Source organism: uncultured Corynebacterium sp., assembly GCF_946998835.1.
Taxonomy (GTDB): Bacteria; Actinomycetota; Actinomycetes; order Mycobacteriales; family Mycobacteriaceae; genus Corynebacterium.
Window position 1 is genome coordinate 85,935 of sequence record NZ_CAMQAZ010000007.1, and the last position, 15,607, is coordinate 101,541.

Consider the following 15,607-nt stretch of genomic DNA (forward strand, 5'->3'; position numbering starts at 1 on the left):
TTGCACTTATATTCGCAACCCCGTAGTGTCCGAGATAACCGGACGATGCACACAGAAGGGAGCTCACCATGACAGCCAACACGCTTCACCTTAGCGCTGACGACGCCCAGGTTATTAACGCATTTCACCGCCAGCTCAATGGTGCTCCCGCGAAGATTTCTTCCAAGAGTGGCGCCGAAGCGCCCGACGCACTTATTCAGATTCTGAATGAAGTTCTGCGTGCAGTAGCGGAAGGAAGAACAGTGAGCATTGCACAGCTACCGGAGCAGATTACTACCAGCACGGCAGCCTCCCTCCTCGGAGTATCTCGCCCGACAGTTATGAAGTACATCCGCCAGGGCAAACTTAACGCTTCGAAAGTAGGATCTCACCACCGCCTTAGCGCATCTGAAGTACTTTCCTTTCAGGAGCGGCGCAAACAGCAAATGCGGGAATCGGTTTTCGAAGTCCTCGATTTAGAGAACTAGATTGCCTTAAGCGGCACAGGAGGTTAACTATGATTCGCCCTGGGGATTCCACTGATAACTACACTCCTGTGCCCAACTCCGTCCTCCCGGATGCCAATATTTAGTTTTCCGCAACATTGCATGCCTGGTTCGGATTACTCGCAGCCGAAACTCTCGGCAGTTGGAGTTTTCACTGGACAGAGGACATTCTTGCTGAGACTCTTTACCACAAGCGGAGAGAGTATCCAGACTCATCCAGCGCTCAAATTGAAGCAATTCGCAAGCGACTAATGTCGGTAATACCAGACAATGAAATATCGAATTTTCCGCACGGCGCTTCCGTCAATTATCCCGATATAAACGACGCCCACGTTCACAGCGCCGCAATTTATATAAAAATCCAATACATAGTTACTAATGACCGAAAGGGCTTCGTCGATATCTATGACGACCCTGATGACTGCCCTTACGAGGTCTATACTGCCGATGAATTTTTGATGCTAGCCGCAGAGTCGACACCTGGAGCGATCGATAAAGTTTTACATCAGCAATTGAATTACTACCGCGATAAAGGTAAGCCTTTCAACCTCGTAAAGAGACTCAAAAGCGCTGGTTGTCCAGATTTTTCCGAGTATATTCGTGTACGGCTTCAAGAAGTCGTCTTCTGACTCATCACTACAACATCACTATCTCCGGCAGCACATACTCAATCAGCTCATCAATCTGCTCTTCCGCATCCCGTTTAGAGGTGCGGAAGTTGATGCTGACGTGATTGATGCCGAGCTGTCGCTGGGATTGCAGCAGTTCGATGAGCTTGTTGCGGCCAAGACGGTACCCGAAGTGGCCACCCTGCGGGGGTGCGTCGGGGTCTTCATGCAGGTCAATCCACAGTGATTCCAGGAAGGGCTTGAACACGTCCTCACCACACTCCTTGGCCACCGCCTCCTGCCAGTTGGCGATGTTTTTCTTCTGCATCTCCAGACCTTTGTGGTACATGAACCACCCGTCGGTATGCGCGGCCTTCCACTCCAGGCTCTGCTGACAGGAGCCGGTGGCCAACAGCGGAACTCGACGTGCCAGCGGCTTGGGCACCACATCGGATCCGCCCATCTTGCCCTCGGACCACCGGATTGGCCGGTAGGTAGTGCTGAGGGCCTTTTCATAGACCTCGATGTGCTCGCGGAAACGCTCACCGCGCTTGCCTTTGTCCTGGTTGAAGGCGGGGAATTCCTCGGGTCGGTCGCCGGTGGCGATGCCGAAGAGGAAACGGCCGTCGGAAAGCCTGTCCAGCGTGGCAGCGCGCTTGGCCATCACCAGCGGATGCTGGAAGGGCACGACGATTGCGCCGGTGCCGAGTGCGATGTCAGTGGTGTGTGCGGCGATGTAGCTGAGGTACATCCAGGGGTCGTAGACCTGGCCGACGTCGCCGAACGTTTCCACGCGCAGCGGAATGTCGCGTGCCCACACCGCCGCGATGCCAGCGCGTTCGGCTTTCTGAATCAGCCGAATCTGATTGCTCAGCGCGTCCTTGGGTTCGGCTTCGGCGTCCTGTTCGATGGGCAGGCTGAGCCCCACCGTGAGTCGGCCCGGCGCGAATGTGCGCTGGTAACCGGGCAGTTCGTCGATGGGCTTGTCCGAAAGATCAAACAGCGAGCTCATGGTTCTCCACGGTAGTACAGCTGACTTCGCGAAAACCGGGGAATTTTTAGTTTTGCCCAGTGTATTATCGGTGAATGGATTCCACGTCTTATAACTTCCTCACCACGAATCACCACTCGGATAAAACAGCGATTGTCTACTCGCTACACCAGCAGCACGGTTCCAACCTCCCGGTCTTAGTACTAATTCATGGTGTGTGCCATTCGCGGCATGCCTGGGATGACGTGATTACGCACTTGGTCAACGACTTTCGCGTCATCACTGTGGATTTGCCCGGGCATGGCGAATCGGGGCGACCAACAGTCGAAACCTCCGCAGACAAGGACATGGGCAAGCGCATGCTGGCCGAACTGCGCGCTTTCTTAGACGAGCTATCCGCCACGCTTCCCGACGCCGATACAAAACCACATATTGCAGGAAACTCCCTCGGCGGTTACTTTGCCCTTGAACTTGCGCGTCAGGGATATGCCGCATCAGCGGTAGCTTTTAACCCTGCCGGCTTTTTCCACAGCAAACTGGACCAAATCCGCACCGCCGGCCAATTCGTTGTTCTATATAGCACCGCCAAGGTGCTTCGGAAGCTGCTTCCGACGATGGCCAAAACTAAAGTGGGCCGTACAGCGATGTTCGGCATGTTTTCCGCGCGCCCCTGGAAATTGTCGCCTGAGCAGGTCAGCCGGGATGCCGCGGGGATGCTCAAAAATAATATTTTTCTGTCCGCGCTTGGCACGAACTTTTCTTTTTCCGCCGATACCGGCGAGGCAGCTCAGAGCTGCTATTGGGGTACCACGGACCTGACTCTCATTCGCGGTTGGAAGCGTCATCATGACGTGCTTCCCAACGCTGAGCTCCACCTATTACCCAAGCTCGGCCACGTGCCCATGGTTGATGATGCTCGGCAGGTAGCGGCTGCCATTATGGCCAGTGCACAGCCGCGACCGTAGCTACCGGCTGAGCTCGAACTAACGGCTGAGCACGTAAGCTTCATCGTCGAACTTCCTGGTCTTGGCCCTAAATAGCCAAGTCCAGCTCGGCCATACGGCCGGGGCATTGCCATGGGCATCGCGGTACCAGGAACCGCAGCCGGTGATCCAGACTGTCGTCTTCACTCGCTCCCGTACCCAGTCATTCCATTTATTAAATGCCTGCTCACGGACTTCCGCGACTTTCACACCGGCGTGCTTTTTGGCTTTGAGCATTTCGACAAAGTACTTCACCTGCGACTCAATCATATAAATCATGGACGAATGCCCAAGCCCTGTGGCGGGTCCCATGATCATTGTCATGTTGGGGAAACCAGGCACGGTGGCACCCTTGTAGGCGCTCATACCCTCACGCTGCCATTTGGTGGCTAGGGACTGCCCCTTTCCGTCGTGTACCAGGTCAAACGCCGGCGAGTCCGTCACATGGAATCCGGTGCAAATGATGAGCACATCGATCGTGCGCTCAGTGCCGCCGACAGTAGTAATTGAATGCGGACCGACCTTGTCGATCGGACTCGTGACAAGCTCCACATTGTCCCGAGCGATTGCTGGAAAATACGTATTCGAAATCAGCATCCGCTTGCAGCCGATAGTGAATTTCGGCGTCAGTTTTTCGCGCAACTCAGGATCTTTTACCTGCATGCGCAGCATCCCCTGCGACAGAAATTTAATCGGCGCCATAAAACGGCTGTCCCGCGTTAACCCGGGAATCTGGAGCTCGCGGAAAAACCAGTCTTGAGCACGCACAACTCGGCGTAGCCCAGGGATTTTACGAAGCGCCATACGTTCAATACTGGTGTAATTCCGATCCAGGCGCGGAATCACGTAGGGCGCAGTGCGCTGATAGACATCGAGGCGGCCAACAATGGGCGCAATCTTGGGGATAATCTGAATTGCCGAGGCACCAGTGCCGATGATGGCGACTCGCTTTCCGCGCAGATCAACATCGTGATCCCAGCGCGAGGAGTGGAAAACCTCCCCAGCAAAGGTCTCAATGCCTTGGATGTCAGGCATACGCGGCTCGCATAGAGCGCCCACTCCCAGCACCAGCTCCTTGGCCGCCCATGTGGTTCGGACACCAGAGTCGATGTCTTCAGTTACCACGACCCAGCGGGCAGCGTCGTTATCCCAGCGGGCATCGACCATCTCGGTTTTAAAGTGAGCGCTGCTGTACAGCCCATGGTTCCTTGCGACCTCACGCTGATACTCATAAATCTCAGGCTGCGTGCCGAAGCTGCGTGACCAGTCGAAATCCTGTGCAAACGAGAGTGAATACAAATGGCTCGGAACATCGCAGGCAGCTCCCGGGTAGGAATTATCCCGCCACGTGCCACCGAAATCATGACCTCGGTCAATGATGTGGAAGTCGCTAATCCCCTCTTTTTGCAACGCAACGGCTGTTGCCATGCCGGAAAAGCCCCCACCAACAATTAACACATTCGTTTCTTTATCGAAATTATCCATGGGGCAAGCTTAACCATCATCCAAACCGCCAAAGCCAATATTTAAAAACTTTTCTTCACTGCCACAGAATTACTGCGGCGGATTACCACAGCGTTCGTCGTTAAGCTGGAGGCATGCTTGAGGATGTCATCATCGTCGGCGGCGGCCAAGCTGCCCTCGCTACTGCCTACTACCTGCGCAAACACGGCATTGATCCGCTCATCCTGGACAATCAGCCCACTCCCGGCGGCTCCTGGCGCAGCGTCTGGCCCTCGATGACACTCTTTTCTACCCCAGGTTTCTCCAACCTTCCGGGCATCCAAATGCCCGATTGTGACGGCTTCCCGCCCGCTTCCCATGTGATTGATTACCTCAGCTCCTATGAAAAGCGCTACGAACTGCGCGTTCAGCGCCCGATTAACGTCACCCATGTCACTCACGACGGCACCTTCCACCTCACCAGCGATGCTGGTGACTTCGAATCCCGCCAGCTCATCGCCGCCACCGGCAACCGCCCCTTCGTCCCGCACTACCCCGGCACGACCTCCGCAAAGCAGTGGCATTCGGCCAACTACCCAGGCCCCGAACCCTTCGACGGTTCCCGCGTTGCCGTCGTTGGCGCGGCGAACTCGGGCGCCCAAATCGCCGCTGAACTGGTACTTTCCGGTATCGACGCCACCTGGTTCACCCGCCACGAACCGCGCTGGATGCCCGACGACGTCGACGGCCGCGTCCTGTTCAAACGCAACCGTCAGCGAGCACTCGCCATCGCACGTGGCGAACCTGACCCCGGCCCCTCCGACAGTATCGGCGACATCGTTGTCCTGCCGTCCGTCCGCAAAGCCCGCGACTCCGGTGCCCTCACCTGGACACCCATGTTCTCTTCGCTTGACGACGTCCACGCGGACCACCTCATCTGGTGCACCGGTTTCCGCCCCGCGCTCAGCCCCTTCCGCAGCGTCGACTCCGACCTCATCGAGTTCGTCGGCTACGGCGACTGGGTTGGCCCCGGTGCAGCCACGATTATGGGTGTTGGCCCCTTCGCTAAGCGCGCGGCTGAGCGGGTGGCTGCCCGCCTGTCAACATGACCTGCATCAACATCATGTCCAACCAACGCCCGTTCTTCGTCCCCACCTGTGGCAACAGTCCAACACGCTGAAAGCCGTACTTTTCGTGCAGCGCAATTGACCCCTCATTTCTGCCGTCAATTGCTGCAACCAAAACATGCTTTCCCGCCTCCCGGGCAGCATCAATGGTTTTGTTCAATAGTGCCCCACCAATGCCCCGGCCCTGAAAGTTCGGATGCACGTAGATGGAGTTTTCCACCGTGTACCGAAACCCATCGAAGTCACGGAAGTCACTAAAGGTGGCATACCCAGCGACTTCGTCGTCAAGCGTGGCGACGAAAACCGGGTAGCCCTTGCCCCAGTGAGCTTCCATCCATGCAATGCGATTCTCCGCGCTGACCGTGTCATCGTTCCAGATGGCGACGGTGTTGATTACGGCCTCGTTGTAGATTTCCGCGATTGCCGCGACGTCCTCCCGCGTTGCTTGCCGGATGATCATGGTTTTGCCCCGTTTTCTGCGCTGGTTTCTACACTCCGCTTTTATGAGAGCGAGATTACCAAGCTTTCGTTTTCGAATGGGTGTTTTAGTTATATTTTTCTGTCCGCTAGCTCGCATACAGCTCGCACTCCTCCCTTAAATATGCAGATAGATAGCGCTTTACCGCCTCCACCCACCACCGTCAAAATCTTTTCAAAATTCCTTTTTCAAACCCCTTTACAGGCCCGAGGCGCGCCTGTACGATAGCAAGTAAGTTCGAAAGAAAACCGACAACCATTGGAACACCAGGGGGATCCAATGAAGTCCGAACAAGTACCCGAACCATATTGGGCTCATGAAAATCCTGAAGATGATCTCTCAGCGCTCGCGCGGGCTACCAACCGCGCCCACCTTGAGTTGATTGAAGCCTGCTGCCCTGCAGGCGATGATGACGTTGAAAACCATGCCGCTCGCATCAGCGTTCGGCTGGGAATCACCCGCAGTGAAGCACTGCGTATCTGTGACATTGGCCTGTTACTGGAGCAAATGCCGCAGTTGGCGGCCTACGCCCGGGAAAGCTGCGCATTATCTATGCGGCAACTCGGCATAATTGCACATGGCGTGGTCGGCATCGAGCCTGATCAAATACCCGATGCGGAGAAGAAGATTCTGGCATTGGTTACGCCACGGAAGCGTCGTCAAGCGATGATTGGCCCTCGTACGCTCACCACCAAAATTGGTGATATTGCTGCGGACTTGGATGACCGTGCTCGCGCCGACGGCACAATTCCTACCATCACCGATACGGAATCGGTGAGTCTGGTGGAACGTCCCGACAACTACTCCCAAATCATTCTCACACTGCGGCCGGACCGCGCCTATTTCGCCATGTGCGCAATTGAAACGGTCTTCCGCGCGAATGAAGAAATGACGCAGGCGGATGCATTCGTGGAACTGATCCACCAGCGCACCAATGCGGAAGTGGTGCTCAATGTTTTCCGCGAGCCCCACAGTGATGATGCCTGGCTGGACGGCGCCGGCTGGCTCGGCGCACTAGTCACGGAAGAGTGGATGCAAAAGGTGACACATATCCGCCTCTCAGCAGACAGCGCCACCAATGGTTACCGCCCAACCCCAGCGCAGGTTGCGCGCGTCCACGGTCGCGACGGCACATGTCGCTTCCCCGGTTGCGAAGTCCCAGCGTATAAGTGCGATATTGACCATATCGCGCCGTACAACCAGGAAGACCCCGAAGCCGGTGGCCCCACCGACACGCAGAATCTGCACTGCCTATGCCGGAAGCACCACAACCTGAAAACCCACAAGCTCTGGGATATCACCGCTTATGAGGACGGCTCAGAGTTGTGGTCCTCAACCGACGGCGTTACCGCGGCGACCGTCCCGGCCGGACCGCTAGCCGGGTTCGGGCGACAGACTTTTGACAAACGCGCAACCCAGAAGACGAAAGCACGCCATGACCACTACATGAAGTGGTGGCTGTCATTCGCGGCGGTGCCAGATCTGGTCTTTGATGATGGGGAGGATTAACCCAGCGGGTCCCCCACGCTGTCAACCCGTATCCTGGAAAGTATGTCCGTGGCAGATGTCGTCCGCAAGACCGAGAGAAGAATCAACGCACTGGCCGCCAAGCGTTCCAAAAACGCTGGTTGGAAACCGGAAATCATTGGATACACCGGGTACGGAAACGCAGAGCGCATCCGTGTATTCGGCCGTGTCCTCATGAAGGATCCAGCCAAAAAACGAGACGAGGAACAAAACAAAAAACGCGGCTTCTGGCAGTTTTTCACCGTCGAACTCGCGGACTTTCCAGTCACCATCACGGCCGGCAACCGCACGGTGGAAACCACCACGGATAGCAACGGCTATATCGAGGTGCTGATTAGGAATCACGGCCTCGAACCCGGCTGGCACGAGATTAAAATCAATGACACTCCGGCCGAGGTCCTCATCCTCTCCCCGGAGACCAAATACGGCATCGTCTCCGATATTGATGACACGGTGCTGGTCACCATGCTGCCGCGCGCCCTCATCGCTGCCTACAACTCCTGGGTTAAGGAGACGGACGAGCGCAAGGCCGTCGCTGGATTCAGCGAGTTCTATGCGCAACTTCGCCGTCGTTACGCGAGCAAAACTGACGAGGACACGGACGTTCCCGTCATCTACCTCTCCACCGGCGCGTGGAATACCTTCACTACGCTGCAAAAATTCCTGCACCGCAACAAGCTGCCGAAGGGTCCACTACTGCTCACCGACTGGGGGCCAACGCCCACCGGCCTGTTCCGCTCGGGTAAGGAACACAAGAAGGTGCGACTGCGGGACCTGTTTATTGACTTCCCCGAAATCAACTGGATTTTCGTGGGCGATGATGGCCAGTACGACCCGCTCATCTACGGCACGGCAGCGGCGGAGCATCCGGACAAGGTCGCGGCCATCGCGATCCGCAACCTCACTCCCAGCGAGCACGTGCTCTCCCACGGCACCACAGTGCCGATTGAAAAACTGGAGAACAAGGAGGTTCCGTTCATCGAGGGTGCCGACGGCTTTGAGCTGCTCAAACAAATCGACCAGCTGCCGCAACCATGATCTACCTCCGCCATGCCCGTATTCACGATGATGCCGAGCTCCCGGCGTACGTCGTAAAGCTCGCCCTGCCCTTCCCCATGACCTTCACCACGCCAATTACCATCCTGACCGGCGAAAACGGCAAGGGAAAGTCGACGGTGCTGGAGGCGCTGGCATCGGCGATGGGTGTCGATACGGACGGCGGCTCGCGGTACAAGACGCAGGAGCGCACCTCCCCGGTTCCCCTGGTGCTGACCAGGCGCAATCCCCCGGACACCTTCTTCTTTCGCGGCGACGCGCACCTGAACCTCGCGCGCTATTACGAGTCGCTTGGGGATCCCTCCCTGTCCGACCTCACCCAGATGAGCCACGGCCAATCCATCATGGCGCTGGCCGAACGCCGCTTCGGTGCCGAATCGCTGATCTTCCTCGACGAACCCGAAGCCGGCCTGTCGGTACTGCGCCAGCTGGAACTCCTCGGCCGCCTCGGCGCGCTCGCAGAAGCCGGCGCACAGATCATCATGGCGACGCATTCCCCCATCCTGCTCGCCGCACCGGAAGCAACAATCATTTCGCTTGACGACGCCGACACCACCCACTTCGAAGACACCCTCGCGGTACGGGCGACCAGGGATTTCCTAGCTGATCCCGTCGGTATCGCGGACTACATGGTGGAGCGTTTTACTTCGGATTCTTAAGCCCCAGCGCCGCTATAACACCCAGGGCCGACAGTGCTACCGGCAACCACATGGCGTTACTCATTGCGGTGGTGAAGTCGCCACGGTTGCTGCTGAGCGCCGCAGCCATGACGGTGGCAATCAGCGCGCTGCCCAGCACACTGCCGATCTGGCGGATGGTGTTGTACACACCGGAGGCGGCACCGGCGAGGGACGGATCAATGTTGCGGGTCGCGGCCGTCGACAGTGTGCCCCAAATAAACGCGTTGGCCACACCGAACGCAGCACCCGGCAGTAGCAGCCACAGCACGGAGAGGTCCTCGTGGATGAGGTAGTGGAACCCGAGCATGCCCACCAGAGAGGACCCAAAACCGATTAGTGCGAACTCACGGAACTTCAGGCGGTCCAGCATTCGCCCGGTCCACGGCGCCATGACACCGGAAATGAGTGCCTGTGGCACCAGCAGCAGTGAGGCTTGAATGGTCGACAGGTCGCGGGCATTCTGGGCGAAGAGGATAATCGGGAAACCAACCGCGACCACCAGCGCTCCCATCACGGCAATGGCCAGCGAGGAAATGGTGAAGTTGCGATCCTTAAAAAGGGACAGCGGCATCAGCGGTTCGGCCGTCGTTTTGGCCTCCCACAGGGTGAACAGGCCAAGAACCACCACACCACCGGCAATCAGTGCCCAAATCCAACCGGACCAACCGGCGCTTTCCCCCTCCTGGATACCGAAGACCAGCAGGAACATACCAATCGCGCTGAGCACAACGCCCAGATAGTCGATCTTGTTGCGGTGCGTCTCGAAAGCCGGCAGATAGCGAAATGCGAAGACGAGCCCGACTACGCCGATTGGCACATTAATAAGGAAAATCCAACGCCAGCTCAGCAGCTGAATCAACACGCCACCGGCCAGCGGCCCCGTCAGCGAGGCAATTCCGGCCGCCGCTCCCCAAAGGCCCATCGCCGCACCGCGATGCGCCGGTGGAAACATCTGCGTAATCAGCGCCATCGTCTGCGGTGTCAGCAGCGCGGCCCCCAGTCCCTGCACCACGCGGGCAATGATCAGCATGCTTAACGACGGCGCCAACCCACACGCCAGCGATGCCAACACGAAGATAACCAGGCCCGCTACATAGGTGTGCTTGACTCCCCAGAGGTCACCGAGCCTGCCGGTAATAAGCAACGGCACCGCATAGGCCAGCAGATAACCACTGGTCACCCACATGACCTGGTTGAGCTCACCGCCCAGTTCATGCTGGATGGTGTTGATGCCAACGGTGACAATGGTGGCGTCGACCAGAATCATGAAGAAGCCGAGCAAAACGGTCCACAGCGCTGGCCACGCCTTTTTGGGATCAAACTGAGTATTCAAATCTGTAGCCACTCGGAGTCATGTTAGTTGACGGCACTTTCATCATCGGTTTTTCCTACGCCAAAAAGCACATATCGATTGCCCCGGAACGTAATGGGATTGTGAAGTTCTCCGACGACTTCGATGCCCGCGGCCTCTCCTACGGGAAAATGATAGTCCGCTTCCCTTGGTCGAAGGACGGCAAGGCCGAGCCCATGCCGCTCGACCTGTTGGCCAAGATGATTGAGTTCAACATGGAGGACAAGCGCGGGATGACCAAGTTCTGGCGATAGGTCGCGGTCGATTGCCAGGCCTGGAAGCTGTCACGCACTTAATGAGCATTCCTTTCCTCAGCGAGATCGCGCAGGAATGTGTCTTTGTCGTCGCAGTAAATCTCAATCGAGGAAACCATCATTGGTCCCTTGTAAAAATCTTCTGCCATGACTTGCGAATCCACTTCTAACCTAACATTCACTTCACTCAAAACAGGCACCCTGAGATTGCCGTCCTCGTCAATTGCTACGTCCCCTCCTTCACCTGCCGTTACGGAGCTCACATGACGTAAGTGTGACCACGGAATTTCGCAAATAAGCCTTCGCCCATTTCGCAGTACGAGTCCCTGCGGTGTTATGAGATGTGGATGGTCCCGAACAGTTACGTAAAATCCAGATAAAAGAACTACGGCATAAACACTAATTACCAGCAATAAATATCGCCAAAATGCATTAGAAATAGCAAAATGCACTATGCTGATTTCTGCAACACTCAGCGCCAGTATCATAAAAACAACAGTTCGAAGGTTTTTATGTACAGTGAAGGCCCTGACTTCACTGTCGACATTCTTCTGAGGTCTAAAGAAGGTGAAAGCAGCTAGCAGCGAACCAACTTCCGAAACAAGTAGCGCTAGTATTTTTCGAGGTACGCCAAAATTCTTTGACGTCTCGGACAGCGAAGCAGCCCATGACCTACCATTTCTGAGATAGTCTTGCCGCATACCTCCAAACAGTAAGAGAAGAGCCGCAACTACAACGGCAAGTGGTAACAGGAATACCCAACCCGGCAAACCAGATACCACTTTCATAAGAAGGAAAAGAACTCCTTCAAAAATAATTGCGGTAACCAGAATTGTTCTGAATATAATTTTCATACTTGTCTTCCAGTTATAAATCGGCAGAATTTCCTCAGTCAGGGATTCTTTGCCAAGCAAACTTTCCCTTAACATTTCTTACATATTCGCGTATTCACTTTTCCCCGATATAAACATATAGAAAATAATCATCGAAGCATGACCGTAGAGCAAGTTCGTAATTAAATAATGCTATATCAATGTCCAGCTGAGGCGCGCACCGCACTTCAGCCAGCTAATCGATGGGTCCGGGTACCCCATGCACATCTCAAAACTATTCATATTTTCTTCCACTTTCAATACAAAATCAGTTTTTGAGATTTATACTTCTCTTCTTGCGAACCGGTTGCAATGCCAGCTGGCCAACACATCCGACGACTTATGGCCACGCTATTCACCTATCGATGCGCTGCAGCGTCGCCACAAGTGAATAGCGCATCGACAAGTGAGAGGGCCTGGCCCACAGCGTGCGCATAAGTGCTGAAAAAACATCAATAAGTCCCCGAAACCTGGCCATAAGTCCCGGACAGGGTTAAAGGAGGGTTAAAGGACATGCCAACAACCTGCCTCTGCTTCAACCCCACCCCACTCCAACCATCACCACAAAAGAAAAAATCCTCGGAAGCTTTTACACTTCCGAGGATCTTCGCTGTGGGCGAAGGGGGACTTGAACCCCCACGTCCGTAAAGGACACTGGCACCTGAAGCCAGCGCGTCTGCCATTCCGCCACTCGCCCGTGGGAACGAATAGAACTATAACACCCCGCGCTAATACACCACCAAATCGGCAGGCCAGGGTGCGTTTTTGACCACTTTTCAACGGTTTTTAAGCCACTTTTCGTTGCTCAGTACCAGCCACAAACTCCACAATCAGCATCACTATTTGATAAACCTGAACAGTTCCTTGTCTTCAACTGAAGGTGCAGGGCCTTATACTGTCTCTTAAGTATCGATAATTATTTGTGCACATTTTCACGTAACCCGCCGCGGTTTGGCGGGAGAAGGCGAATTTCTTTAGTCATATGGATTTCCTAGGACGCATCCGCAAGCTCGATAGCTCGCTTCAGCGTGGGCTCGACAACAGCTTTGCGCGCGTGTTCGGCGGCAAGGTTGTCCCGAATGAGTTAGAAGAATGCCTGAAGCAGGAAATTGAAGACTTCCTGATGCAGGACGCCAACGGTCAGTACTTGGCCCCCAATGATTTCCGCATTGGAATCAGCGCTGCCGATTACAAGAACCTTTCTGTCTCCGAGCCGAACCTGCCGAATCAGTTGGCCGACCGCATGACGCGCTACTGCCGAAACAACGGCTGGGGTTTCACCGGTTCCATCAGCGTCCACCTGCAGGCAGTGGAGTCGCTCCACACCGGCCAGTTGAAGACGGCCAGTACTTTCACCGAGGACACCGTGGGCACTTCGGAGTTCGTGCCTTTCGTTGACAGTGCTGATGATGCCGACACTGACGCAGCCCCGTCGCAAAGCGATGACGAACCCCAAGCCGCAGAGACCTCTGCCGCCTACCACCCGCAGCCGGAAGCCGAAGAGTTCCCCACTGCTTCCCGTCCCGTCCCCGCCGCTGACCCTGAGGCTGCAACTGAGCTGAGCAACGCAGCCGTGGGCGAGGAACAGCCGCGGGAAAACACTGTCACCCTGCTATTGCAGGACGGCTCCTCGCGCGTGTTTGAAGTACGCAATGGCTCGAACATCATCGGCCGCGGCACCGCTTCCGACTTCCGCCTCCCGGACACCGGTGTTTCCCGCCAGCATGCTGAGATCACGTGGGATGGCCAGGACGCGGTGCTCGTCGATTTGCATTCGACGAACGGAACCATTGTCAATGGCGAACCCATTGACAACTGGCTGCTGGCCGATGGCGACGAAATCTCGCTCGGGCATTCTGTTCTCGAAGTTCAGATTCGCTGATTCAGATCCGCTAAGTAGTGAGGTTCACCAGGTTCAAACGCCACTGCCCCTATGTTTGTCAGCACATTCCTGGAATAATTGCGTCCGTGTGTTCGGTTGCGGACCCACCAGCTCTATATAAGGAGGTTCCTCGGACGTGGAAGCTATCGTTTTTCTGCTTTCGCGCATCGGCGTGCTAGTCGTCCTGTGGTTTTTCATTTGGATGACACTTCGCACCCTGCGTACAGAAACAACAGGCTCGGCTCCGCTGCGCCCGGTTCGCCAAACCAGCAGCGCTCCGGCCAAGCGTTTCCAGCGCTCGCAGACTCCGCATCAGCTCCTTGTCACCTCGGGGCCGCTGGCGGGTTCGCGCATGAACTTGGATAGTCAACGGGACATCACTATTGGCCGTTCGGAGTCGAATGCTTTCGTTCTCAACGATGATTTCGCCTCGGGCCAGCACGCTCGCGTCATCAACCGCGATGGCATCTGGTACTTGGAGGATTTGGACTCTCGCAATGGCACATTCCTCAATGGCCAGCGCGTGGAACAGCCGGAACGCCTGGCACCGGGTATGGAATTTCGCATTGGCCGTACAACTTTGAGGTTGCAACCATGAGTCTTGCACTGAATTACACGGCCCGCTCTGACCGCGGCCTCATTCGACAGAACAACGAGGACTCCGCCTATGCGGGTTCGCGTCTGCTCGCGCTTGCCGACGGCATGGGTGGCCACGCCGCCGGAGAAATCGCATCCCAGCTGATGATTGCGGCCATCTCTCGGCTGGACAATGATCAGCCCGATGCCGATTTACTCGAGTCCCTGCGCCGCGCCTGCATCGAGGGCAACAACTCCATCGCCGATGAAATTGATCAGAACCCCTCCACGCAGGGCATGGGCACCACGCTGACTGCTCTGCTTTTCGACGGCACCCGGTTGGGCATGTGCCATGTCGGTGACTCACGTGGCTATTTGCTGCGCGACGGGGAGCTCATTCGCATTACCCGGGATGACACCTATGTGCAGTCTCTGGTGGACGAGGGCAATATCACCGAAGAAGAAGCGGCAATTCACCCGCAGCGCTCACTGATTTTGAAGGCTCTTACCGGTCGTCCGGTGGAGCCTACTTTGTCGTATCGCGATGTCCACGAGGGCGATCGCTACTTGCTGTGCTCGGATGGCCTGTCCGATCCGGTGTCCGCGGAGACCATCAAGGACGTGCTCTCGGAGGGCACTCCGGACGAAGCCGCTACCAAGCTCATTGACTACGCATTGAAGTCCGGTGGCCCGGATAACGTCACCGTGGTGATTGCCGATGTTGTCGATTCGTCGACACGCACGCCTTACGAGCCCGCCCTGGCCGGTGCCCTGCAGGGCGCGGAGGAAGAGCTCCCCCGCCCCAACACCGCAGCGGGGCGCGCCGCGGCACTGCGGCCGCGGAAGTCCCAGGAAATCGCTGTGACGTCAGAGCCGGAGGAGAAAGCCTCCAAGGGCAAGTGGCTGGTTGTCTCTGTGGTTCTGTTGCTGGTTGCCGGTTTGGTCGGCGTCGGTATCTGGGGCTGGCAGAAGAAAGAGTCGATGTACCACCTCGCGGTGGTCGATGAGCAGGTGCAGTTGATGCACGGCGTGCCCGGAAGTCTGCTGGGTGTTGATTTGCAGGAGCCGCACCAGTTCATCTGTCTGACTGATGACAACAAGGTTCAGCTTCCTCCGGCAGGCACCCCGAAGGAGAAGGTCAACTGCCACATCATGACGCCGGATGATCTCTCGCCAGCGGCACGCAATTCGCTGGATGGTCTGCCGGCTGATTCCTACGACGGTGTCAGCGACCAGATTGGCCGTTTGGCAGAGTCGGCACTGCCGGTATGTCTGTCCGTTTCCGACGATGACA

16 protein-coding genes and 1 tRNA gene are annotated in these 15,607 nt (G+C 56.4%); 11 read left to right on the plus strand and 6 right to left on the minus strand.

The features are described 5' to 3' along the window. Positions 1–68 precede the first annotated feature (68 nt). Positions 69–467 carry a helix-turn-helix domain-containing protein gene (locus tag Q0U90_RS04055; protein ID WP_297451973.1) on the plus strand — a complete coding sequence of 133 codons (399 nt, stop codon included), beginning with the start codon at positions 69–71 and terminating at the stop codon, positions 465–467. Positions 468–583: 116 nt separating this feature from the next. Beyond that, complete coding sequence (locus Q0U90_RS04060; protein ID WP_297451975.1) at positions 584–1,114, plus strand: PIN domain-containing protein; 531 nt, start codon at positions 584–586, stop codon at positions 1,112–1,114. A gap of 7 nt (positions 1,115–1,121) precedes the next feature. On the opposite strand, the gene Q0U90_RS04065 is transcribed toward Q0U90_RS04060, so the two are convergent. Beyond that, a complete protein-coding gene (locus Q0U90_RS04065) occupies positions 1,122–2,105 on the minus strand; it encodes an LLM class oxidoreductase (protein WP_297451977.1) in 984 nt (327 codons plus the stop codon). Between the two features lie 74 nt (positions 2,106–2,179). On the opposite strand from Q0U90_RS04065, the gene Q0U90_RS04070 reads away from it, so the two are divergent. Continuing rightward, on the plus strand, positions 2,180–3,049 hold the full coding sequence (locus Q0U90_RS04070) for an alpha/beta fold hydrolase (RefSeq protein ID WP_297451978.1): 870 nt from the start codon (positions 2,180–2,182) through the stop codon (positions 3,047–3,049). A gap of 18 nt (positions 3,050–3,067) precedes the next feature. Here Q0U90_RS04070 and Q0U90_RS04075 read toward each other — a convergent pair whose 3' ends face one another. Further along, positions 3,068–4,495 (minus strand): NAD(P)/FAD-dependent oxidoreductase, encoded by a 1,428-nt coding sequence (locus Q0U90_RS04075; RefSeq protein ID WP_297451980.1) that lies wholly within the window; start codon positions 4,493–4,495, stop codon positions 3,068–3,070. 170 nt (positions 4,496–4,665) lie between these two features. Between Q0U90_RS04075 and Q0U90_RS04080 the strand changes: the two genes are divergently transcribed. Continuing rightward, entirely contained in the window at positions 4,666–5,619 is a 954-nt protein-coding gene (locus tag Q0U90_RS04080) for an NAD(P)-binding domain-containing protein (protein ID WP_297451982.1), read from the plus strand. On the opposite strand, the gene Q0U90_RS04085 is transcribed toward Q0U90_RS04080, so the two are convergent. Further along, positions 5,576–6,097: a GNAT family N-acetyltransferase gene (locus Q0U90_RS04085; protein ID WP_297451984.1), complete on the minus strand. Its 522-nt coding sequence runs from the start codon at positions 6,095–6,097 to the stop codon at positions 5,576–5,578. The genes Q0U90_RS04080 and Q0U90_RS04085 overlap by 44 nt on opposite strands. Before the next feature lie 297 nt (positions 6,098–6,394). On the opposite strand from Q0U90_RS04085, the gene Q0U90_RS04090 reads away from it, so the two are divergent. From Q0U90_RS04090 to Q0U90_RS04100, 3 genes are read left to right on the plus strand one after another with little or no spacing between them, the layout of a single operon-like run. Next, positions 6,395–7,624 (plus strand): HNH endonuclease signature motif containing protein, encoded by a 1,230-nt coding sequence (locus Q0U90_RS04090; RefSeq protein ID WP_297451986.1) that lies wholly within the window; start codon positions 6,395–6,397, stop codon positions 7,622–7,624. A gap of 42 nt (positions 7,625–7,666) precedes the next feature. After that, complete coding sequence (locus tag Q0U90_RS04095; RefSeq protein ID WP_297451988.1) at positions 7,667–8,680, plus strand: phosphatase domain-containing protein; 1,014 nt, start codon at positions 7,667–7,669, stop codon at positions 8,678–8,680. Beyond that, positions 8,677–9,357: an AAA family ATPase gene (locus Q0U90_RS04100; protein WP_297451990.1), complete on the plus strand. Its 681-nt coding sequence runs from the start codon at positions 8,677–8,679 to the stop codon at positions 9,355–9,357. The genes Q0U90_RS04095 and Q0U90_RS04100 overlap by 4 nt, the downstream gene beginning before the upstream one ends. On the opposite strand, the gene Q0U90_RS04105 is transcribed toward Q0U90_RS04100, so the two are convergent. After that, positions 9,341–10,723 (minus strand): DHA2 family efflux MFS transporter permease subunit, encoded by a 1,383-nt coding sequence (locus Q0U90_RS04105; protein WP_297451992.1) that lies wholly within the window; start codon positions 10,721–10,723, stop codon positions 9,341–9,343. The genes Q0U90_RS04100 and Q0U90_RS04105 overlap by 17 nt on opposite strands. Before the next feature lie 8 nt (positions 10,724–10,731). On the opposite strand from Q0U90_RS04105, the gene Q0U90_RS04110 reads away from it, so the two are divergent. Then, on the plus strand, positions 10,732–10,983 hold the full coding sequence (locus Q0U90_RS04110; RefSeq protein WP_297451994.1) for a hypothetical protein: 252 nt from the start codon (positions 10,732–10,734) through the stop codon (positions 10,981–10,983). A 38-nt stretch (positions 10,984–11,021) separates the two neighbouring features. Here Q0U90_RS04110 and Q0U90_RS04115 read toward each other — a convergent pair whose 3' ends face one another. Next, positions 11,022–11,897: a hypothetical protein gene (locus Q0U90_RS04115; RefSeq protein ID WP_297451996.1), complete on the minus strand. Its 876-nt coding sequence runs from the start codon at positions 11,895–11,897 to the stop codon at positions 11,022–11,024. Between the two features lie 571 nt (positions 11,898–12,468). Further along, a tRNA-Leu gene (locus Q0U90_RS04120) sits at positions 12,469–12,552 on the minus strand. 285 nt (positions 12,553–12,837) lie between these two features. Between Q0U90_RS04120 and Q0U90_RS04125 the strand changes: the two genes are divergently transcribed. The 3 genes from Q0U90_RS04125 to Q0U90_RS04135 form a co-directional block, all read left to right on the plus strand. After that, positions 12,838–13,737 carry a DUF3662 and FHA domain-containing protein gene (locus tag Q0U90_RS04125; RefSeq protein WP_297451998.1) on the plus strand — a complete coding sequence of 300 codons (900 nt, stop codon included), beginning with the start codon at positions 12,838–12,840 and terminating at the stop codon, positions 13,735–13,737. Positions 13,738–13,873: 136 nt separating this feature from the next. Next, a complete protein-coding gene (locus Q0U90_RS04130) occupies positions 13,874–14,335 on the plus strand; it encodes an FHA domain-containing protein (protein WP_297452000.1) in 462 nt (153 codons plus the stop codon). Further along, positions 14,332–15,607, plus strand: a 1,276-nt coding sequence (locus Q0U90_RS04135) for a PP2C family serine/threonine-protein phosphatase (RefSeq protein WP_297452001.1), incomplete at its 3' end; no start/stop codon positions are given. The genes Q0U90_RS04130 and Q0U90_RS04135, both read left to right, overlap by 4 nt.